Source organism: Dolichospermum sp. FACHB-1250 (assembly GCF_014696335.1).
Taxonomy (GTDB): Bacteria; Cyanobacteriota; Cyanobacteriia; order Cyanobacteriales; family Nostocaceae; genus Dolichospermum; species Dolichospermum planctonicum.
In genome coordinates this window covers 24,619-43,942 of the sequence record NZ_JACJPZ010000042.1, presented here as the reverse complement: position 1 = coordinate 43,942, position 19,324 = coordinate 24,619, and the positions used below count along the sequence as shown (strand labels likewise).

Annotated in this window: 19 protein-coding genes; 6 read left to right on the top strand and 13 right to left on the bottom strand. The window is 36.4% G+C overall.

Annotated features, from left to right (window positions below):
- Positions 1-592: 592 nt before the first annotated feature.
- From H6F39_RS15080 to H6F39_RS15070, 3 genes are read right to left on the bottom strand one after another with little or no spacing between them, the layout of a single operon-like run.
- Positions 593-2,458: an AAA family ATPase gene (locus H6F39_RS15080; protein WP_137907525.1), complete on the bottom strand. Its 1,866-nt coding sequence runs from the start codon at positions 2,456-2,458 to the stop codon at positions 593-595.
- Positions 2,459-2,516: 58 nt separating this feature from the next.
- The gene (locus H6F39_RS15075; protein WP_174782814.1) at positions 2,517-4,391 is read right to left on the bottom strand and encodes an ArsA family ATPase; all 1,875 of its coding nucleotides are present in this window, start codon (positions 4,389-4,391) and stop codon (positions 2,517-2,519) included.
- Between the two features lie 40 nt (positions 4,392-4,431).
- Complete coding sequence (locus H6F39_RS15070; protein ID WP_168360193.1) at positions 4,432-5,112, bottom strand: GvpL/GvpF family gas vesicle protein; 681 nt, start codon at positions 5,110-5,112, stop codon at positions 4,432-4,434.
- Positions 5,113-5,269: 157 nt separating this feature from the next.
- On the opposite strand from H6F39_RS15070, the gene H6F39_RS15065 reads away from it, so the two are divergent.
- On the top strand, positions 5,270-5,587 hold the full coding sequence (locus H6F39_RS15065) for a gas vesicle protein (protein WP_137907523.1): 318 nt from the start codon (positions 5,270-5,272) through the stop codon (positions 5,585-5,587).
- A 224-nt stretch (positions 5,588-5,811) separates the two neighbouring features.
- On the opposite strand, the gene H6F39_RS15060 is transcribed toward H6F39_RS15065, so the two are convergent.
- The 8 genes from H6F39_RS15060 to gvpA (H6F39_RS15025) all read right to left on the bottom strand — a co-directional run bounded on the left by H6F39_RS15060 (position 5,812) and on the right by gvpA (H6F39_RS15025) (position 11,293).
- Positions 5,812-6,114: a gas vesicle protein GvpG gene (locus H6F39_RS15060; RefSeq protein ID WP_137907522.1), complete on the bottom strand. Its 303-nt coding sequence runs from the start codon at positions 6,112-6,114 to the stop codon at positions 5,812-5,814.
- A gap of 11 nt (positions 6,115-6,125) precedes the next feature.
- Entirely contained in the window at positions 6,126-6,884 is a 759-nt protein-coding gene (locus H6F39_RS15055) for a GvpL/GvpF family gas vesicle protein (RefSeq protein WP_190396951.1), read from the bottom strand.
- Positions 6,885-6,930: 46 nt separating this feature from the next.
- Positions 6,931-7,398, bottom strand: a complete 468-nt coding sequence (locus H6F39_RS15050) for a gas vesicle protein K (RefSeq protein WP_190396950.1) — start codon at positions 7,396-7,398, stop codon at positions 6,931-6,933.
- A 122-nt stretch (positions 7,399-7,520) separates the two neighbouring features.
- Complete coding sequence (locus tag H6F39_RS20805) at positions 7,521-8,258, bottom strand: gas vesicle protein (RefSeq protein ID WP_236097093.1); 738 nt, start codon at positions 8,256-8,258, stop codon at positions 7,521-7,523.
- A 234-nt stretch (positions 8,259-8,492) separates the two neighbouring features.
- Positions 8,493-9,551: a gas vesicle protein GvpN gene (gene gvpN / locus H6F39_RS15040; RefSeq protein WP_137907519.1), complete on the bottom strand. Its 1,059-nt coding sequence runs from the start codon at positions 9,549-9,551 to the stop codon at positions 8,493-8,495.
- Between the two features lie 333 nt (positions 9,552-9,884).
- Complete coding sequence (gene gvpC, locus H6F39_RS15035; protein ID WP_137907518.1) at positions 9,885-10,565, bottom strand: gas vesicle protein GvpC; 681 nt, start codon at positions 10,563-10,565, stop codon at positions 9,885-9,887.
- Between the two features lie 201 nt (positions 10,566-10,766).
- On the bottom strand, positions 10,767-10,982 hold the full coding sequence (gvpA, locus tag H6F39_RS15030; RefSeq protein WP_015080752.1) for a gas vesicle structural protein GvpA: 216 nt from the start codon (positions 10,980-10,982) through the stop codon (positions 10,767-10,769).
- A 95-nt stretch (positions 10,983-11,077) separates the two neighbouring features.
- Positions 11,078-11,293 (bottom strand): gas vesicle structural protein GvpA, encoded by a 216-nt coding sequence (gvpA, locus tag H6F39_RS15025; RefSeq protein ID WP_015080752.1) that lies wholly within the window; start codon positions 11,291-11,293, stop codon positions 11,078-11,080.
- Between the two features lie 563 nt (positions 11,294-11,856).
- Here gvpA (H6F39_RS15025) and H6F39_RS15020 point away from each other — a divergent pair.
- Both H6F39_RS15020 and H6F39_RS15015 read left to right on the top strand, forming a co-directional pair.
- Positions 11,857-12,123: a hypothetical protein gene (locus H6F39_RS15020; RefSeq protein WP_137908697.1), complete on the top strand. Its 267-nt coding sequence runs from the start codon at positions 11,857-11,859 to the stop codon at positions 12,121-12,123.
- Between the two features lie 185 nt (positions 12,124-12,308).
- On the top strand, positions 12,309-13,634 hold the full coding sequence (locus H6F39_RS15015; protein ID WP_190396949.1) for a glutamate-5-semialdehyde dehydrogenase: 1,326 nt from the start codon (positions 12,309-12,311) through the stop codon (positions 13,632-13,634).
- A 109-nt stretch (positions 13,635-13,743) separates the two neighbouring features.
- Here the strand turns inward: H6F39_RS15015 and H6F39_RS15010 are convergent, their stop codons facing one another.
- A complete protein-coding gene (locus tag H6F39_RS15010; RefSeq protein WP_137908695.1) occupies positions 13,744-15,159 on the bottom strand; it encodes an isochorismate synthase MenF in 1,416 nt (471 codons plus the stop codon).
- Positions 15,160-15,524: 365 nt separating this feature from the next.
- Here H6F39_RS15010 and menA point away from each other — a divergent pair, with 365 nt between their 5' ends.
- The 3 genes from menA to H6F39_RS14995 all read left to right on the top strand — a co-directional run bounded on the left by menA (position 15,525) and on the right by H6F39_RS14995 (position 18,813).
- Positions 15,525-16,424, top strand: coding sequence for a 2-carboxy-1,4-naphthoquinone phytyltransferase (menA, locus tag H6F39_RS15005; protein ID WP_190372192.1), 900 nt, complete (start codon positions 15,525-15,527; stop codon positions 16,422-16,424).
- Between the two features lie 104 nt (positions 16,425-16,528).
- Positions 16,529-17,506 carry an o-succinylbenzoate synthase gene (locus tag H6F39_RS15000; protein ID WP_190396948.1) on the top strand — a complete coding sequence of 326 codons (978 nt, stop codon included), beginning with the start codon at positions 16,529-16,531 and terminating at the stop codon, positions 17,504-17,506.
- The gene (locus tag H6F39_RS14995; protein ID WP_137908692.1) at positions 17,491-18,813 is read left to right on the top strand and encodes a 2-succinylbenzoate--CoA ligase; all 1,323 of its coding nucleotides are present in this window, start codon (positions 17,491-17,493) and stop codon (positions 18,811-18,813) included. Before H6F39_RS15000 ends, H6F39_RS14995 begins: the two co-directional genes overlap by 16 nt.
- Positions 18,814-18,864: 51 nt before the next feature.
- On the opposite strand, the gene H6F39_RS14990 is transcribed toward H6F39_RS14995, so the two are convergent.
- Positions 18,865-19,314: a thioesterase family protein gene (locus H6F39_RS14990; protein WP_137908691.1), complete on the bottom strand. Its 450-nt coding sequence runs from the start codon at positions 19,312-19,314 to the stop codon at positions 18,865-18,867.
- Between the last annotated feature and the right edge of the window lie 10 nt (positions 19,315-19,324).

Here is a 19,324-nt window from a genome sequence, read left to right as displayed (position 1 = left end):
CTCTCATTTCTTGCTTTCTGAATAATAAATTTTTTAATCATCTTGAATTCGGACTCCTTAGGAAACTTTACTTTCTCACACCACCCCCCTTTTAATGATATGTATTCTCATTAAGCTTATTTCTCTTTAATTGATCGTTAGTTATTATGTACTACTATCTCTGCTTTTTTGATCTGTGACAGTTCAGGGTGCGGAATGTGGGTTAAATATGCGTTATTCAGAAACCTTGTAGAGACGTTCTATGGAACGTCTCTATATTTTGGAGGTGTCTAATGCTGATTTTGCAAATTACTTGCTAGTTGCTACTCAAAAGCACAATCAATAACTAAATTCAATAAAGCGGATTACCATAAGGGTGAGGTACACTTTGGCGGGCAAGATGCCCGCACCACAAGATTTTTATCATTAATATCTGTAACTTATAATATCCGAAACTGCTGTAAAGCGATCGCTAAATCAACTCATAACAATTCTATCCAGTTGTAGCGACGCTGAAAACAATTACCAGTAGTATGTCCCTTGTACTTACTTTTCTATGCTTTCCGACCCCCGGACAAATTCCTTGCAGCCAGGGGTAACAGCGAGAATCTAACTAAGCATGACGTTGACTGACTAAAACCTGATGAGAATATTGAAAATCATCATTAGTAATTCTGATATCAGCAGGATCTGTCTGTCCTTGCGCTCGGAAACGGCGAATAGCTTCCACAGCAGCTTGATTACACAGCAATACTAAATCAGCGCCATTCCAACCTTCTGTGACTTCAGACCAATATGTTAAATTCACATCTAACAATGGTCGTCCCTCAGTATAGACCTGCAAAATATCTAAACGACTAGCTAAATCAGGCAAATCTACTTTAAGTTGTAAATCTAACCTACCTGCCCGTAATAACGCTGAGTCCAGAGCATCAGGACGGTTTGTAGCCCCAATAACCAGAATACTTGCACCCGCCTCTACACCATCCAATTCAGTTAATAATTGCCCTACTACCCGGTTACTCACGCCTGAATCACCGCTGTAACTTCCCCTTGCTGGAGCTAATGTATCAATTTCATCAATGAATATAACACAGGGTTCTGCTTGTCGAGCCTTAGCAAATAATTCCCGCACTGCTTGTTCACTCGCACCCACCCAACGGGTTAGTAATTCCGGTCCATTGACACCAATAAAATTAGCCCTGGCCTGGGAAGCCACAGCTTTGGCTAATAAAGTTTTACCAGTTCCCGGAGGACCCCATAGCAAAATCCCCTTGGGAGCAATAGCCTTAGTTTGTAGGTAAAGTTCTGGATAAAGTAGCGCCCCTTCTACAGATTCTCGCAGGGTTTGCTTAATATTCTCTAAACCACCAATATCATCCCAAGCAACTTGGGGAACTTCAACTTCCACACTACGAAGCACAGCCGGTTTGATTTCCTTTAGTCCCTGTAAAAAATCAGTTTGAGTAACCGTCATGTTTTCAGGAGCTTGCACCTCTATAGAAGGAACTTGACGACGGAGGGCGCTATAAGCCGCCTTTTGACAAACAGCCTTCAAATCAGCCCCCACAAATCCCACCGCCCGCTCGGCGATAAAATCGAGGTCAACGGTGTTATCCAAAGGCATAGAACGGGTGAGAATTTGCAGAATTTCTTTACGTCCGTTGATATCAGGAATGCGAAACTGAACTTCCCTGTCAAATCGTCCTGGTCTTCGCAAGGCTGGGTCAAGATGGTCAGGGCGGTTGGTAGCTGCGAGAACAATCACCCCTGGGCTATGGGAAAAACCATCCATTAAGCCTAATAATTGGGCAACGAGGCGCTTTTCAACTTCCCCTTCTACTGCACTGCGGTCTGGAGCGAGGCTATCAATTTCATCAATAAAAATAATACAGGGAGCATTTTTGGCGGCTTTTTCAAAAATACCGCGCAATCTTTGTTCCGCTTCACCATAATATTTACTGATGACTTCAGGACCAACAATAGCAATGTAGTTAACGCCCAGTTCTTCAGCCAAAGCCCGGGCTGTGAGAGTTTTACCGGTGCCTGGAGGACCAACTAATAATACGCCGTGGGTGGGTTCTAGTCCTAATTTAGCCAATAGGTCAGGGCGTTTTAACGGAATAGCAACCAGTTCTTTGAGTTCTTTAAGAATTTCGCTCAGTCCACCGATATCTTTAAGAGCAATACCTGAAGTAGGATCGGGAGGAACAACTGGATCTGAGGGACCTGCACCAGAAGCCGGGGGGGATTGAGTGTTCATCCGACTTGTACCCACGTCATTACCCATATTACCCCCCATATTACCCATATTACCCCCCATATTACTGCTACGGGGGATATTTCCTGTTCTGGGAATACTGCTTAATGGGCGGGAGTTAAACTGGACATTGGTTTTGATTTCTCCGTTTTCTGATTTTTCTTCGAGAGTTTTTACCAGTTCTAATAACTGCTCGAATCCCTTGAATAAATCACTCATCACATTCCTCCAAAAATTGACTCTAAAAAAACCATTTTTTCTTGACTATATTATCCACTTAAAATAAAAGATCGGCAGCAGCTTTAATTCTGGCAATGGGTTCGACGGATCTGGGTAAGTTAGGTAAGCGAATAATTGTTTGCTGTGAAAACAAACTGCTCTCAATCTCTACATCTTGAGTGTAGCGATTTTGTACCACATAACGCTGTTGAATTCCTATAGTTTTGAGAGATTCCGTTAAGCGGATGTGTTCAGCTATAATTGCAGATTCTGCCTGAATTACACCCACAAATTGGGTGTGCTTTGGGTCTTTTAATTTCTTTTGAGCTTTAACAACTTGTTGGCGCAGACTTCGCAACCGGCCAATGAAATCAACTCGACCCAGGACATTCTGATATTTCATCCACAGCTTAAATATCCAAGATAACCAATCTCCTAATGCAGTTGGCATTGACAAAAATTGCAGAAGATGACCTGTGGGTGCTGTATCTAGAATAATCAAATCTTGCTGGTTGCTGTCTAATAAATCCATAATGGTGATTAGGGATAGCATCTCATCAATACCTGGTAAAGCTTGAGACATAATTTGCCGCCAAGCTTCTGGAAGATAGGCAATATTTATTGTTGCGTCTGCTTCTGTTCCTTCACCACTAATCATATCCGCCAATTCCCAAAGGTAATCGGCACGAAATTGATCTAATATTTTCTCAGCATTAATTTCCTGTCCAGTTAAATTAGGAGCTAATAATTTTGGTTCATGTCCTAATTTTTCACCAAAAGCATCTCCCAAGGAATGAGCAGGATCTATGGAAATTACGCGAATTTTTTGATCAGGATAACGATTAGCAAAAGCCCAGGCCATGGCTGCTGACACCGTGGTTTTACCAACTCCTCCTTTGCCACCGACAACAATTAGTTGACAGCCTTCGGCTACAAAGTCAGTAAAGCTAGGTGGAATTTTAGTCGGCCATTGAATTGGTGGTGGAGCAGCGAGTTCCACATGATCAATATATTGAATTTGTGCTGCTAGATTATCTAATGCTAACCCCCCTAATGGTGCGAATTGCTGTTGTGGTACTATGAAAACGGGTTTATTTTGAGAAATTTTCAAGAATTTATTGATAAAGCTTTGCTGTTCGGCATAGCGATCTGGCTCTATAGATGAATCACTGACAATTCGATTTATTACTATGCCACCATAGGGAACATTTAAGGTTTTTAAACTTTCGATAAATCGCTCAGTTTCCGCAAAACACATAGGTTCAGAAACCGCAACAACTATACAACCTGTAAATTGATCATCTTGTAGTAGTCGTCTACCTTCCGCTAATTGAAATTTTAGATCGGCTAAAAAGTCATCAACTTCATCAAGAGTATAACGTCCGGTTAAAGTTTCTGTGATCACCTGATGCTTTTTTTGGAATAACTCTAATGAGTTTAAAATCACATCTAAAAAATCTTCCAATCGCAACAGGTTTAAGGTATGACCAGAAGGAGCCATATCAACTACTATGCGGTCTACTTTTTTTTCAGATAGTAGACGTTGGATTTCTAGTAATCCCATTAATTCGTTTAAACCAGGCCAGTCCAAATCCCAAACTGGGGCTAAATCTTGTCCGTCAGCTAGACTTCCTCGCTCAACCAGTATTTCTAAAAATTTGCTATATTTGGCCTTAAATTCTAATAGCAGTTTTTCAGCATCTAAAGCCTGAACACTTAAATTAGGCAAATCTGTTAATGGTGAAGCATAATCTTTCACTTCTGTCAGTAATACATCTCCTAAAGAATGTGCCGGATCTGTAGAAAGTAACAAAATTGTTTCTTCCGGGAACTGTTTTGCCCAATAACGAGCAAAAGTGCAAGAAGTGGTAGTTTTGCCAACTCCACCCTTACCACTAAACATGATTAAATGAAATGAGTCGTACTGGTTCATAATAAACTTAATAAATCACTAAAAGACTAATAAATAATCATTAAATAAAGTGGTACGGAGGAAGAGAGTCTCCCAAAAGTAAATCCCAACGTGGACAGGCTCTTTGCCAATTTAAAAATTGTTCTAAAAGCAAAGTTTTATCTTGGGAATTAACCAATAGGTAAATATTTACTTCTTCTTCTTTTTCCTGAATAACAAGTGGTAATTGATTGACTTTAGTGATTGAATCAATCAGATTTTGTTTTTCTGTAGCTTGAGCAATGCTAAAGTTATTTTTGTCTTGATAGCGTTGTTTTTTAGCCAAAAAATAATCCCTACCTCCTTTTTCCAATACTGCTGGTTCTTCCATCGTCCGCGGGATTAATTTTAAAGTAAATTCAATTTTACCATTGATTTTTTCTAGTTTGTCTTGATATTCTTGTCTATGGGATTCTAAATAATTTAGTAAGTTGTTTGTGGAAGTAAAACAAGTTCCAAAACGCAAGGGTAAAACCGTAACCTGTTGAAAAAGTTCACAAATCACTCGATCATGAGATAAAGCCATCTGGATAATTTTTTCATCATTATTTTGAAATGATTCTAAGGATATTCCTCGCTCAACAATAGCCGACATTCCCGAACCATTAATCAGTATTACTTGACTAGCAGCACCTTGTGGCAAAACCAAGGGAAATCTGGGTATTTCTAAAAAAGCATAAGTGTAGAAATTTTCTAATTCCATATATTTTACCTAGATAAAAATATTTGCTGGTATTAATTACCTAAGATTCATATTCATTGCCATACCGAATAAATTTTTTCATCTATACCTCGATAATTTAGGGATTTACAATAACAAAAACTTAGTTATAATGCTAGGAAATATTCAGGTATTTTTCATGAGAAATGTTCGCAATCCCGGTATTATCAGAGCTAAAGTTAGTACCATGCCCAGAAATCAATCTGATGCTTCAAGTCAATTAGAGCTTTATAAAATGGTGACGGAAAAGCAACGTATTCAGAGAGAACTATGTTATATCAAGGAACGGACTAATGTATTGCAACAGCGGTTGGACATCCTTAATGGCCAGATAGAGGATACAGAGAAAACGATTAAAAAATTGCGTCAACCTCAGCCTAGTGCTACTCAAAACATAGTGAGTCCAAACACCTTTGTTGAATCGAATAATTACCAAACCTTTGAGATTGAATATTAAAATCCGAAATCTTGATCAATTTGGCAAAATATGAATACATCTTCAACAACTTACCCGCTAATGCGGGTTTTTTTATGATCACCTTAAACTCTACTTGAATATTGTACTAGTTATAGTATAATTCCCAATTCGTAATTACCGTATCTTTAGGGGATTAAATCCGGTAGAGGGGGAGATATATTTCCCGTCCCGTCACTTATAGTGTAACAAGATGCTTATATGTGTCAATTATTGGTATAAATTTCAGCTTCTAGTTCCAAGCGTGCTTCCTCTTGTTCAGCTTCTAGTTCCAAGCGTGCTTCCTCTTCCAAGGCTTGAATTTTCAAAAGAATCTCTTCTTCTTGAATCTCAAAATCCTCTTCAGAAATTTCGCCAATGTCAAAAGAAAGTTGTAAACTTAATAATTGTTTATGCAAATTTTCTTGAGCATCAAATTCAGTATTAGTCCGTTCTTGGATTTGCTCTGCAATCCAGACAACTCCATTAAGTGGACCCATGATTGGCAATAGTAAAAGTTGCGTCAGCATCGTCATAACTCCTATGAATCAAGCAGGGCAAATGTATAGGGGGCAGTAAAATTGTTGTAGCGAATACGCAAGCGAGTACCAAATTTCTTGTCAATTGCTTCGACGCGTTCGCTAAAGAGAGGTTCGCTATCCCAGGGAATCAGAAAGGCCGCATTGTAAATCATTTCTTCCGTCATGGGGTCACTGACTACAATCTCTCGAGCCAAAGGATTTAGCTCTGTAGTGAAGACTTCAATTACAGCTTGTTTGCGGGCTTGCAAATTACTTTCAATTAATTGTCCTATTTGAATCACTTCCTCCATACTTAGCTTTTTACCTTCCATGTTGTCGCGCTGCTGCCTCAACTCATGATTAGACTCCATCATGGCTTGCAATTCAGCCTTAGCATCCCACAGAATTTTAATGCTTACCTCTCTTTGTCCTGCCAATTTTTCAAACAATTTATGTAATTGTTCTTTATGAGGATTAATTAGTTGGCTCATGATTGTTTCCCAATCTTTAACAACTAATCCAAACCGCAAAGGCAAAAGAACATGAAAACCTTCATGCATTGTTTGTTCTAAAACTCTTTCATGAGCTAACAAATTACGGCGAGAAGCCAAATATTTTTCTTGACAGGCCTGTGAATATAAAAAAGTAAACCCATCAACTACTTGGCTATGAACAGGTTTTCCATCCAATCCTTTAATCTCAAGAGTTTCAGGAATTATGTCTGGGAAAATGCCATACAAATAAAGACCAAAATTTTTATGAGCCAAATCTGTGTTCATAAGTTTTAAATAAATTAAACCTAAAATTAGGACTGATAAACTAGTATTAAATTGGTTTTGATGTCAGAACTAATCGTAATTTAGCGTGAATAAGATCAAGTTGAGCTAGACCTAGATCTATCTCACCGTCTAGAACAACTCCGGTATTTAAAAGCCTATCTAGTAATTCCAGTACGGAAGGGCGACTACCAGTTTCTCCTGGATAATAAGAGCCAGATTGTGGTAAAAGAGTACCAAAATCTCCCAAATTTACATTCAACTCTGCTGGGTCAACTTCAAAAGTCTGACACAAATGTAATATTTGTGCTTCTAACTTTTGAATACTGTCTGCTGCCCGTTCTAAGTCAGTTTCACTGAGTAAATTCTCTTCCATACGCCGAATTACTTGAGCTTCCATCAACTGACGCAGCAATTCTAATACAGTTAAAAGCAAAGGGGCTAAACCGGCTTCATTCTTAGATTTAGAAACGGTAGTCAGTGAATCGTCGAAGTTATCAGCTGGAGTGCAAAGCATTTTGATGATGCAACCTAAAGTTTTAAATGTCTTTGATACAAGTTGACTATTAAAGTTTTAAAAGTCTCAGCTTTGATTAATTAGATGTGGATAACTCATAACTCCTACATTTTCAGTTGAGGTTAAAGGTCAATCGTTGGTTCTATCGGTGAAGTTTCTTCACTATTTTCTGGTTGAAAATCTGTAATTTCTATGGTTGGGTTTAACGATAATGGAGTTTCTTGATTACTTTCAACTTGCAGATCTATCGGTGAAGTTTCTTCACTAGTTTCTGATTGGAAATCTGTAATTTCTATTGTTGGGTTTAAAGATAATGGAGTTTCTTGATTCCCTTCAACTTGGATATCCATAATTTCCACTTGTGTATCTACAGGTGATGAATCTTCTTGACTGGTTTGAGCTTGAAAATCTAGAACTTCAATCGGTGCATCTAAAGGTGATAGATTATCTTCCTTCTCTTGGAAAAAATCATCTTTAGTATCGGTTGGTAGGGGAATTTCCTCATTGAGACTACTAGAAGATGTTAGCAAATTTAGTTTGGATTCTAGAGTTTCTAAACGATGCCGAAGTTGTTCATTTTCTGCAACCAAACCTTGAGCCTTAGCGCTGAGATAAGGATCGTTTTCCCACCAATTAATACCCATTTCCTTGGCTTTATCCACGGAGGAAATCAACAAGCGAATCCGAATATTTATCAGTTCGGTGGACGCGATAGATATAGAAATATCCCCAGCAATCACAATCCCTTTATCTAAAACTCTTTCGAGAATGTCCGCTAAAGTCGAACCTTGGGTAGATGTATTAATAGTTCGACTTGAGTTTGTTTGATGACGTGTAGGCAGTGTTGGATTAGAATTCACAAATGATTAAACTCTTGAATGGTATAAACACGATTGACTTTGCAAGCTAAAAATTTTTATGCAAAGAACATAGAGCTTTTATGCTCATGTCGCGCTCTATGTTTAAGGCTTTTTGAATTCCCGTTCATCCTTCACTTTTTTGCTTAACCAGGTAGTTGCAAACTTAATTTTTACAAGGAACAGGACTTAAACAAGATATGAGTGAAAACCCTATTCTTGCCTAAGGTTAATACCCTAATTTTGTTCTGTTTTGCGTAACTCCTGGGGAATATCATTTGCCAATTCTGTATTTGGTTGAATAACTAATTCTTGAGATGTAAACTGGGAATTGTTAATCAAAAGTTCATCGGTAGAAGGAAGAGTATCATTTAATACTTGAATTTCTTCTGCTGAGAATTGCTCAAGCAACCCCACAAAAATATCAGTGGACTCGCTAATAGACAACTGAGCGCGGTTAAACAGAATATCCATAGCGATTTCTCGAAAATCTAAATCTTCTATTGAAGCCGGAATATCATGATCCGCACAGACTTTAGCAATCATTAAACAAGACCGTAAACCGGAAGTTTTTTCTGCCCCCGTGGCCAGACGAAATGATTTGACCAACCTAACTATTAGGTTAGCAGATTCTCGGCCTATGTTTGTTTTCTGAATTAATATCTCTGTCTGAGTGATCTCATCCGGTTCTGGCATATTAATGGTAACCAATCTATCCATTAAAGCATCTTGCGTGGAGTGAACTCCGCAATATTCTTCTGGATTTGATGTAAAAATTACCCGAAACTGGGGATTAACACTCAGGTATTCTGGCTGATTACTGCTGGGAGGAAGACTGAGAATTTTTTCTTCTAATGCTGACAGCAGGACGTTATTAACTTCAGGACGTGAACGGTTAAATTCGTCATATACTAAAGTAAAGCCTTCACGACAAGCTAAAGTTAAACGGGAATCAACCCAATTTTGCTTAAATTCATCTTCGACTTTAACAACGCTGTGTATATAGTTATCCAGTAATTTTTTGTGGGTATAACCGGATTCACTACCAATTAAGTCGGAACTTTTAAATTGGTCATCTCCAAACAGTAACATCACTGGTCTGTCAAGACAGTTAGCCAAGTGCATACCCAAAGTTGTTTTTCCTGTCCCTGCAGGTCCCCGTAGGTGAATAGGAAACCCTGATCTGAGATAACGCAGCGCCCGAATTACTACTCGCTCAATAGCAGGTGTGACTACAAACTGACCTGGACGAAGACGAAGAACGGCTCTTTTATGATTAACTTTGGTGATGCTCATAAGTTGAATATGGTAAACAGTTAAGAAAAAATTAAGATGGGTGGGAAAAAAAGAATGATATAATGCTTTTTTAAAATTTATGCGCTAATATCATATCATTGGTTTGATGAGGTAGGATGCCTATTTTTATAAAATTAGGAGCATTAATGCTAACTAATTGTTTACTCTGACAGAAAAACAGTATAAATATAGGCTACCTAACTCTCACACCAAAACTTGTTGTTGTTGAATTTTATTAATCACCCCCTCATCTTACCAGTTTTTTAACTGTAAGATTGGGGGTTTTATTATGTAACCCTATTCTCCAATAAATTGAATTATTGAGAGTATAGATTAACCAAAGATACTTACAAACAAATCCTGACGGAACTTAACGAGAGATTCCTTCTGTTCTTTAGCTTGAGCAAATCTGGCTTTAGCTGTTTCTGATAAGAACTGCTCAGTTGTTGCTTGAAGTTCTTTGTGGAAGTCTAACAGTTCTTGAGCTTGTTTTTGAGCTTGAGCAAATCTGGCTTTAGCTGTTTCTGATAAGAACTGCTCAGTTGTTGCTCGAAGTTCTTGATAGAATGCTAACAGTTCTTGAGCTTGTTTTTGAGCTTGAGCAAATCTGGCTTTAGCTGTTTCTGATAAGAACTGCTCAGTTGTTGCTTGAAGTTCTTGATAGAATGCTAACAGTTCTTGAGCTTGTTTTTCGGCTTGAGCAAGTCTGGCTTTAGCTGTTTCTGATAAGAACTGCTCAGTTGTTGCCTGAAGGTCTTTATGGAAGTCTAGCAATTCTTGAGCTTGTTTTTGAGCTTGTGCTTGTCTTGCTTGGGCTGTTTCTGATAAGAACTGCTCAGTTGTTGCTTGAAGTTCTTTGTGGAAGTCTAGCAATTCTTGAGCTTGTTTTTGAGCTTGTGCTTGTCTTTGCGCTGCGGTAGCGGACAAGAACTCATTAGTTTCTAGAGCTAGTTGAGCCACTTTCTTAGCTATTGACTGATGCTCTTGTTGGATTCTTGCCATTAAAGAAGTCATGAAATTCTCCAGAAAATAAAATAGTAAACTGGCATCGAATACATTCACTGGCAATTTTTTCAGCGAATATGTTTTAAGGATTCATACTTTTTTGTAATATCCTTTGAAAGATCTTGATTTCCAAATCTATAGATAATTAAAAAAAGTAGAATCAATATCAGAATTAAATTGATGTTTAATTCTGAATATTCGTTATTAAAATTAAGCAGGTACTGCTGCGGATTGGGTTAAACCAACTGCTTCAGCATATTTCAAGTAGGTTTCAACAGAAGCGATAACGATACGAGCTTCAATTGCTAGTAATTCGATACCAACTAAGGAAACACGAACCCAAGCATCAATGACGATACCTTTGTCTAAAATTCTGTCAATAACTTCTGCCAAGCTGGAGGAAGAATTGGTTTTTTCAACTGCCATTGTTTTAAGTCCTTGTTGTTGTTGTGAGTAAGGGGAATAACTATTAAAACTACACCTTGATAGTTATTCCAAATTGAGAAATCTGGTTATTAAAATTAAGCAGGTACTGCTGCGGATTGGGTTAAACCAACTGCTTCAGCATATTTCAAGTAGGTTTCAACAGAAGCGATAACGATACGAGCTTCAATTGCTAGTAATTCGATACCAACTAAGGAAACACGAACCCAAGCATCAATGACGATACCTTTGTCTAAAATTCTGTCAATAACTTCTGCCAAGCTGGAGGAAGAATTGGTTTTTTCAACTGCCATTGTTTTAAGTCCTTGTTGTTGTTTTGATTTTTGGTTGAGCATTTCGCTCGACCCACATTTATATAAATATCACTGATTTCTGAAGATGTAAAGAACTTTTCTGTAAAGAAATGTAAAGTTTATGAGTTAAAAAGCTATTAAAAACACATGATTACCGAATCCGTACTACTGGGAAAATCTGGATAATATTTCTGATTTTATTTGAATTATATTATTAATTCCGATCCAGAAAATCAAGTATTATCATGTTCTATTTGTATAAATAAAGGATAGTAATGATTAATAATGCTAGGTTTGACAAGGCTTTTGGAAATTAAGTTGGGATAAACAGCTTATGGGTAAAGCAACAAAGGCTTGGCTAATAAATTATTGAAAAATCACCTTTAAATGCTTTGATCGCATAATTCATATTTCATGTATTTTGTCAATAGGTTGAGCTTATTTTCAGTAAGCTTACGTAAGTGTCCTTAGCCTGACATATAGAAAATTAAGTAATGTTACTAATGGCATCTACTTGTTTAGATAAATTACTCTAATTTATTAAGTTTATTTTTTCAAAAATTATGTCTACAGAAGGAAATCCTGCTAATGTACCACAGGAAGCTTTAACTGCTTTAGTGGATACTTTTGTACAGAAAGGTCATCCACGTCAATATGCTGAAGCGATGGCAACTTCAATCATTTTTCAGACTGATTTAGATTTACGGAATGCTCAGATTGCCAATCTCTTAGGCTGGCTGAAACAGGAGCATAATGATATATATCCCTTAGCATTGGATGTGGTTGGAAAAACTTCCGCAGAATTTGAGCGTCGGGTTCGACAAGGTTAAGTCTCTAAACTTGATGAGGTGAATTTCCGAAAATTGGGTAAAAATTAGCTGAAATAGCTAATTTTTCCTCAAAATCTATTTGACAGATCAGATTGATCATTAACCTAGTAAATGCACATCGGGAAAATTGATAGGATGGGAATAAACATAGAAATTGTGGCTACATTTGAAAACTCTTAGGTGCTATGACTAATCTCAACATTGCTTCTCCTCTAAGTGCGATGTCCTCGGCCAGCGAAGCTATCGCTCAACAAACTCGTCAAGCTGCAAGTAAGCTGGCTTTTCTTTCCTCTGAAGACAAAAATCAAGCGATTGAAGCGATCGCTCAGGGGTTAGAATCAGCTAAGGATGATATTTTGCAAGCAAATTTGGCTGATTGTCAAGCAGCAACAGCGGCAGGAATCGCTAAACCTCTTTATAAAAGGTTGCAATTAGATGAACATAAATTAAGAGATGCGATCGCGGGTGTGCGAGACGTTGGTAAACTAAATGATCCAATTGGTCAGGTGCAAATTCATCGAGAAATTGACAGTGGTTTAATTCTTAAACGTATTACTTGTCCTTTGGGTGTTTTAGGGATTATTTTTGAAGCGCGTCCTGAAGCGGCTATTCAAATTGTTTCTTTAGCAATTAAATCAGGTAATGGTGTAATTCTCAAAGGTGGTAAGGAAGCGTTAAATTCTTGTGAAGCGATAGTTAAAGCTATTAAACAAGGATTATCTCAGACTGGAGTTAATGCTGACGCGGTGCAATTGTTAACAACCAGAGAAGAAATATTAGAACTGTTGCAATTAGATAAATATGTAGATTTAATTATTCCCAGGGGTTCTAATGCTTTTGTGAAATTTGTGCAGGATAATACTCGAATTCCGGTATTAGGTCATGCTGATGGAATTTGTCATATTTATGTAGATGAAAAAGCGGATATTGACAAAGCTATTAATATTACTGTAGATTCTAAAATTCAATATCCTGCTGCTTGTAATGCCATTGAAACATTGCTAATTCATAGTAGTATTGCTGGGGAATTTCTTCCTCAAGTTGCCGCAGCTTTAGCAGCACAAAATGTAGAATTAAGAGGAGATGAACGCAGCTTAAAAATTTTACCTAATATTGCCGCTGCGACGGAAATAGACTGGAGAACAGAATACAGTGATTTAATTTTAGCCATTAAAATTGTGGATTCTTTAACAGAAGCAATATCCCATATTAATAATTACGGTTCTCGGCATACAGAAGCGATTATTACGGAAGATATCACAGCAGCAGAAACTTTCCAGGGGTTAGTAAATGCAGCGGGAGTGTATCATAATTGTTCTACCCGATTTGCGGATGGTTTCCGCTATGGTTTTGGTGCAGAAGTGGGAATTAGTACCCAACAAATGCCACCTCGTGGACCTGTTGGTTTGGAGGGTTTGATCACATATAAATATCAAATGTCTGGTAATGGACATATTGTCAAAACTTACACCGGTGCAAATGCAAAATCATTTAGTCATGAGGATTTATAATCATATTATTGTTAAAATCTCGTTCCCATTCTCTGACTGGGAATGCTTATTGTCGACTCTGTGGCTAGTGACGGGAGGAGAGTCCAGGAAGGAGCTAATCATAAAAATTTTAAACCAAGGCTTTTAATAAAGCTTGCAATTTAAGTTGCACTTCTGCAAATTCCTTGTGAGGATCTGAACCGGCAACAATACCTGCACCTGCATAAAGTCTAGCATAATTACCATCAATTAAAGCCGAACGAATTCCGACAATAAATTCACAATTTCCTTCTGCGTCTACCCAACCTAAAGGTGCTGCATATAAACCTCTTTCAAAATTTTCATAACGGCGAATTTCGGTACAAGCAATATCTCTAGCAGCACCGGCAACTGCTGGTGTGGGATGCAGTTTAGCAATGATTTGTAAGGGATGAATATTAGTCGGGACTACGGCAGTAATTGGTGTCCATAAATGCTGGATATTAGATAATTGTCGGAGTCTGGGAGCTAAAACTTGGGGGACTAAACCTAGTTGAGATAAATGTTGAGTAATAAAATCCAGAACAAGTTTATGTTCGTGTTTTTCCTTGGTATTATTAACTAAGTTGTTAGCATTTGCAGCATCTTCTATAGGTGTTTTACCCCTGGGGGCTGAACCTGCCAAAGCATCAGTAATTAACTGTTGTTTGTGAATACTAATTAACCGTTCTGGACTAGCACCAATAAAGCTTTGTCCTTGACCATTACTGCTGGAAAATACATGACAATTAGGATGTAATTGACGCAGATTATTTAAAGATTGTAGTAAGTTAAAATCATGATTTTTCCTGACATCCAAGGTATCAGCTAAAACAATTTTGCTTAAATGTTGAGATTGAATGATTTCTAAAATTGATGAGACTGAATTTTTAAATTCATCACCGTTTTTAGTAATTTTTCTGTAGCAATTTAAGGGAAATTTGTCAATACTTATGGATAAATTTCTCAAGGACTTAATAATTTCTAAGTGGCTTTGTAAATTATCTAATAATTTGGTAATATTTACCTGAGAATTAATAATTGTATTCATTATTAATGTGCAGCAATTATTTTTTAATACAATTTGCCAACAAGGCAAGAAAACCGTAGCAGAGGGAAATGGATAATCGGCTTGTTCATGCTGGTCAAAAAAACTGAAAGTACAAAAAAAATGAGGTTGGGAAAAAGTCTGATTTTGCAGAGAAATATAAATTATATTTTTCAGACAATTTTTGATAAATTCTTCTGATTTTATAAATCTATTTTTACCAAAAATTTCTATTTTATCTACAGTATCAATTGCTGCGATTGCTTCACCATTACTTCTATTTTCAAAATAAAAGTTTTTGGTATCTTTTTGACTAAATTTATCGAAAACCAGCAAAGGATCAACTAAACCAATTTCCAGGGGAATACTCACAATTTTACTATTATTATGACGACGGCAATTTTCCTGAACCTCTAATAGTAATTGATTTAGGTATTTGTAGTCTACAAAGGTGTGGCTGCGACATGGTGAAATGGTCATGGATGTATAAGTTAATTTTTATTAAGTTATCTTCCTAAAATGTCATAAGTCATGATGGTATTTCTATAGGTAACATAATTCAGTTACCATTAACCAGCATAGACTAAGGGTGATTCGGGGGTTTATCCTGTTTTGGTTGCAAGATAGCAGATTTTATTGTAGGATGTGAACCTATAATCATAAAATTAGCATTTTTTGGTAATTTACCAAAGTTAAACAATTTTAGATTGACTACACTGACAAGAGTAGGATATAAACAGATAAACAAGCCAAATCTCAAATCTAAAATGACTGGTCAAGTGCCGGATAAAATTATAAGATTTAATTGACAACTAAAATTATGGTAATTTAAATAATCAAAACCGATGACTTCAACTCAAATTTCACCACCTCAAGGTAAACTATGGATGGCGGCAATTAAACCGCCAATGTACAGTGTTGCTATTATGCCGATTTGGGTAGGTTCGGCTGTAGCATTTAGGGAAACAAGGATTTTTAATCTCACAATATTTTCTCTGTTTATTGCTGCGTCAATTTTAATTTTAGCATGGGAAAATATTAGTAATGATGTATTTGATGCGGAAACAGGAATTGATGAGAATAAACATCATTCATTGGTGAATTTAACTGGTAATAAAACCTTAATGTTTTGGTTGGGAAACTTGTGTTTAGGTTTGGGTTTGTTGGGGATAATAGCGATCGCTATTTTACAAAAAGATCCGACAATTATCGGTATAATTCTATTATGCTGCGGTTTGGGCTATATGTACCAAGGTCCTCCTTTTCGTCTAGGATACCAAGGTTTAGGCGAAATTCTCTGCTTTTTTGCCTTTGGTCCTTTGGGTATGAGTGCAGCCTATTATAGCCAAACTCAAACCTGGTCTAGTACAAATTTAGCAGCTTCCATAATTTTAGGCATTATTACCAGTTTAGTGCTATTTTGTTCCCATTTTCACCAAGTTGCAGATGACATAGCCGCAGGAAAAAAATCTCCAATTGTGCGATTAGGAACTCAAACAGGTGCAAAGGTTTTAGTGGGATTTACTGCTAGTATTTATCCTTTAATATTGCTGTTTTTCATCTTGAATATTTTCCCAATTTGGACATTATTAAGTTTCTTAAGTTTACCTTTTGCGGTGAAATTATGTCGTCACGTTTTAGAAACCCATCACCAACCAGATAAAGTTAGTAATTCTAAATTTATCGCTATTAATGTTCATTTTTTGAGTTGCTTATTTTTGGGTTTGGGATTTATATTTGGTTAAGGAACTTTCAGGAAATAAGTTATCTGAATCAGGAAAAAACCACAGAGACACAGAGAACACGGAGAAATGAGAGGTTCAGGGATTTTTTTATTTGCAAGTACCCAATGATTTATCAATTTTCTTTTCGTTACTTTAGCCAAAAATTCACAAATCCTATTATTACTAATCATGGGGTTTGGGAAATCCGCGAAAGTGTAATTATTCGCTTAATTAATGAAAAAAATCATATTACTTGGGGAGAAATTTCTCCCATTTCTTGGTTTGGTTCAGAAACCATAGAACAAGCTTTAGATTTTTGTCATCAACTTCCAAAAACAATTACCAAAGAGATGATTTTCACTATTCCCGATAACTTACCAGCTTGTCAATTTGCTTTTGAATCTTCAACCCACGCAGGTGGGTTTCGTCTGTGTAGCCGTGATTTCCAATCGCCGGATGCTAATTTAGATCTTACCTACAGCGGCTTATTATCAGCGGGAAAATTAGCTTTAAATCAATGGAATAACTTATGGGAACAAGGATATAAAACATTCAAATGGAAAATTGGTGTTGATGATATAAATAAGGAGTTAGAAATATTTGATTTACTAATTTCCATTTTACCAAATTCAGCCAAATTACGTTTAGATGCTAATGGTGGACTTAGTTATCAACAAGCTGAATTATGGTTAAAAAAGTGTGATCAATTCTTACCCAAAATTGAATTTATCGAACAACCTTTACCAGCAGATAAATTTACAGAAATGCGGGAATTAAGTAATTTATATTCTATACCTATAGCCTTAGATGAATCTATCGCCAATCTCCAACAATTAGAATCATGTTTTCAACAAGGTTGGGTGGGAATTTTTGTGATTAAACCGGGAATAGTTGGTTCACCATCTAGGTTAAAAGAGTTTTGCAAAAAACATCAAATTGACGTTGTATTTTCATCTGTATTTGAAACAGAAATTGGCAGACAAGCCGCATTACAATTAGCAGCAGAATTATCTAAAAATAACCGTGCTGTTGGTTTTGGTATTAATCACCTTTTTAAAGAACAAGAATTAAACTGGCTAGAAAATCTATGGAAAACCTTTTAGAAAATATACAAAAATATGATTTGCTAATTTGTGATCATAGCCAGGAATTACCACGGGTAGCAACAGAATTATATTTACAATTAACCCAGTTGTCAACTCCAAAAATCATGATTGCGGAAAGATCACCTGTGAGATTTATAGCCAGTTTTATTGCTGCTTGTGCGGCTAGATGTCCAGTTTTTCTTTGTCACCCAGATTGGGGTAAAGATGAATGGGAACAAGTTTTTAATTTAGTCCAACCAGATATATTTTTAGGAAGAGAAAATAACTTTTCAAAATCAGTAATTACTAATTATGAATTACCAATTAATAATACTATTATGATTCCTACTGGTGGTTCATCAGGAAAGATTAAATTTGCTATTCATACATGGGAAACATTAACAGCGTCTGTGGAAGGATTTACAGAATATTTTGCCATAAATTCAGTTAATTCATTTTGTATATTACCATTGTATCATGTGAGTGGATTAATGCAATTTATGCGTTCTTTCACAACGGGAGGTAAACTAGTAATTACCACATCTAAGAAATTAGAAACTTGTGAAATACCAAATATTAACCCAGCAGAATTTTTTATATCTTTAGTTCCCACCCAATTACAAAAACTCCTGCAAAATCCAGAATTAACCCAATGGCTATCAAAATTTGCTACTGTTTTTTTAGGGGGTGCGCCACCTTGGGAAGAACTATTAGAAAAAGCGAGATTTCATCAAATTAGATTAGCACCTACCTATGGAATGACAGAAACCGCTTCTCAAATTGCAACTCTGAAACCTGATGAATTTTTAAAAGGTAAATTTAATAGTGGGAAAATTCTTCCTCATGCTAAAATCATCATTGATAATCAACCAGGAAATATAAATATTCAAAGTAAATCATTAGCATTAGGTTATTATCCACAAATATGGGAAAATAGAAATAATTTTGTAGTTGATGATATGGGTTTTTTAGACAATCAAGACTATTTACATATTATTGGCAGAAATAGCGACAAAATAATTACAGGTGGTGAAAATATTTACCCTCTAGAAATTGAAACAGCGATTAGAAAAACTCAAATGGTAATTGATGTTTGTGTAATTGGGATAGCTGATAAACATTGGGGACAAGCATTAACAGCCATTTATATTCCCAAAGATAAAAATATTTCCCATAGAGAAATCCAAACCCAACTAAAAAATCAACTGAGTCAATTCAAAATTCCCAAACATTGGATTTCCTTAGCCAAATTACCCCGTAACAACCAAGGTAAAATTAACCGTCAACAGCTGCAAAAAATAGCTGAGGATTTTCTAAAAACATAATACTTAAGAACCCCGAATTCTTCCAAGAAGTCGGGGATTTATATGCTAAGATCACATAAACTCTAACCTGGATCTTCTTCTCTGTGCGCTCTCTGCGTCTGTGCGGTTGATTTCCAACCAATTATTCATATAATGTGGTAATTCCTGCTTAACTCTACTACTAACATTAATACAAACGTGCCTAGTAATTGCCTTAGCAACCATTACCTCATCTACCATAATTTCATAGGTAATTTCAAACTTATCTAAATTTATTTTTTCTGGTAACAAACTAATCACTAAATTGTCACCACAAGACATAGGACGTAAAAAATCTACATTAGCATGAACAATAGGAAAAGCTAAAGACGGATTAGTAAAAAATGATTTAAGATTAACACTAGAAGCTGCTAATGAAGCCTCATAAGCTTCATGACAAATTCTCAAAACATTAGCGAAATAAACTACTCCAGCAGCATCAGTATCTTGAAATCTTACAGTGTAGTAATATGTAAAAGCCATGTTTAATTTC

What these genes read in the sequence shown, in the direction of transcription:
- H6F39_RS15065 (WP_137907523.1), top strand. Translation starts at nt 5,270, where the DNA reads ATGAGAAATGTTCGCAATCCCGGTATTATCAGAGCTAAAGTTAGTACC.
- menA (WP_190372192.1), top strand. Translation starts at nt 15,525, where the DNA reads ATGACTTCAACTCAAATTTCACCACCTCAAGGTAAACTATGGATGGCG.
- H6F39_RS15000 (WP_190396948.1), top strand. Translation starts at nt 16,529, where the DNA reads ATGATTTATCAATTTTCTTTTCGTTACTTTAGCCAAAAATTCACAAAT.
- H6F39_RS15015 (WP_190396949.1), top strand. Translation starts at nt 12,309, where the DNA reads ATGACTAATCTCAACATTGCTTCTCCTCTAAGTGCGATGTCCTCGGCC.
- gvpA (WP_015080752.1), bottom strand. Translation starts at nt 10,982, where the DNA reads ATGGCAGTTGAAAAAACCAATTCTTCCTCCAGCTTGGCAGAAGTTATT.
- gvpA (WP_015080752.1), bottom strand. Translation starts at nt 11,293, where the DNA reads ATGGCAGTTGAAAAAACCAATTCTTCCTCCAGCTTGGCAGAAGTTATT.
- H6F39_RS15010 (WP_137908695.1), bottom strand. Translation starts at nt 15,159, where the DNA reads ATGACCATTTCACCATGTCGCAGCCACACCTTTGTAGACTACAAATAC.
- H6F39_RS15075 (WP_174782814.1), bottom strand. Translation starts at nt 4,391, where the DNA reads ATGAACCAGTACGACTCATTTCATTTAATCATGTTTAGTGGTAAGGGT.
- H6F39_RS15070 (WP_168360193.1), bottom strand. Translation starts at nt 5,112, where the DNA reads ATGGAATTAGAAAATTTCTACACTTATGCTTTTTTAGAAATACCCAGA.
- H6F39_RS15020 (WP_137908697.1), top strand. Translation starts at nt 11,857, where the DNA reads ATGTCTACAGAAGGAAATCCTGCTAATGTACCACAGGAAGCTTTAACT.
- gvpC (WP_137907518.1), bottom strand. Translation starts at nt 10,565, where the DNA reads ATGACTTCTTTAATGGCAAGAATCCAACAAGAGCATCAGTCAATAGCT.
- H6F39_RS14995 (WP_137908692.1), top strand. Translation starts at nt 17,491, where the DNA reads ATGGAAAACCTTTTAGAAAATATACAAAAATATGATTTGCTAATTTGT.
- H6F39_RS15050 (WP_190396950.1), bottom strand. Translation starts at nt 7,398, where the DNA reads ATGCTTTGCACTCCAGCTGATAACTTCGACGATTCACTGACTACCGTT.
- gvpN (WP_137907519.1), bottom strand. Translation starts at nt 9,551, where the DNA reads ATGAGCATCACCAAAGTTAATCATAAAAGAGCCGTTCTTCGTCTTCGT.
- H6F39_RS15055 (WP_190396951.1), bottom strand. Translation starts at nt 6,884, where the DNA reads ATGAACACAGATTTGGCTCATAAAAATTTTGGTCTTTATTTGTATGGC.
- H6F39_RS15060 (WP_137907522.1), bottom strand. Translation starts at nt 6,114, where the DNA reads ATGCTGACGCAACTTTTACTATTGCCAATCATGGGTCCACTTAATGGA.
- H6F39_RS15080 (WP_137907525.1), bottom strand. Translation starts at nt 2,458, where the DNA reads ATGAGTGATTTATTCAAGGGATTCGAGCAGTTATTAGAACTGGTAAAA.
- H6F39_RS14990 (WP_137908691.1), bottom strand. Translation starts at nt 19,314, where the DNA reads ATGGCTTTTACATATTACTACACTGTAAGATTTCAAGATACTGATGCT.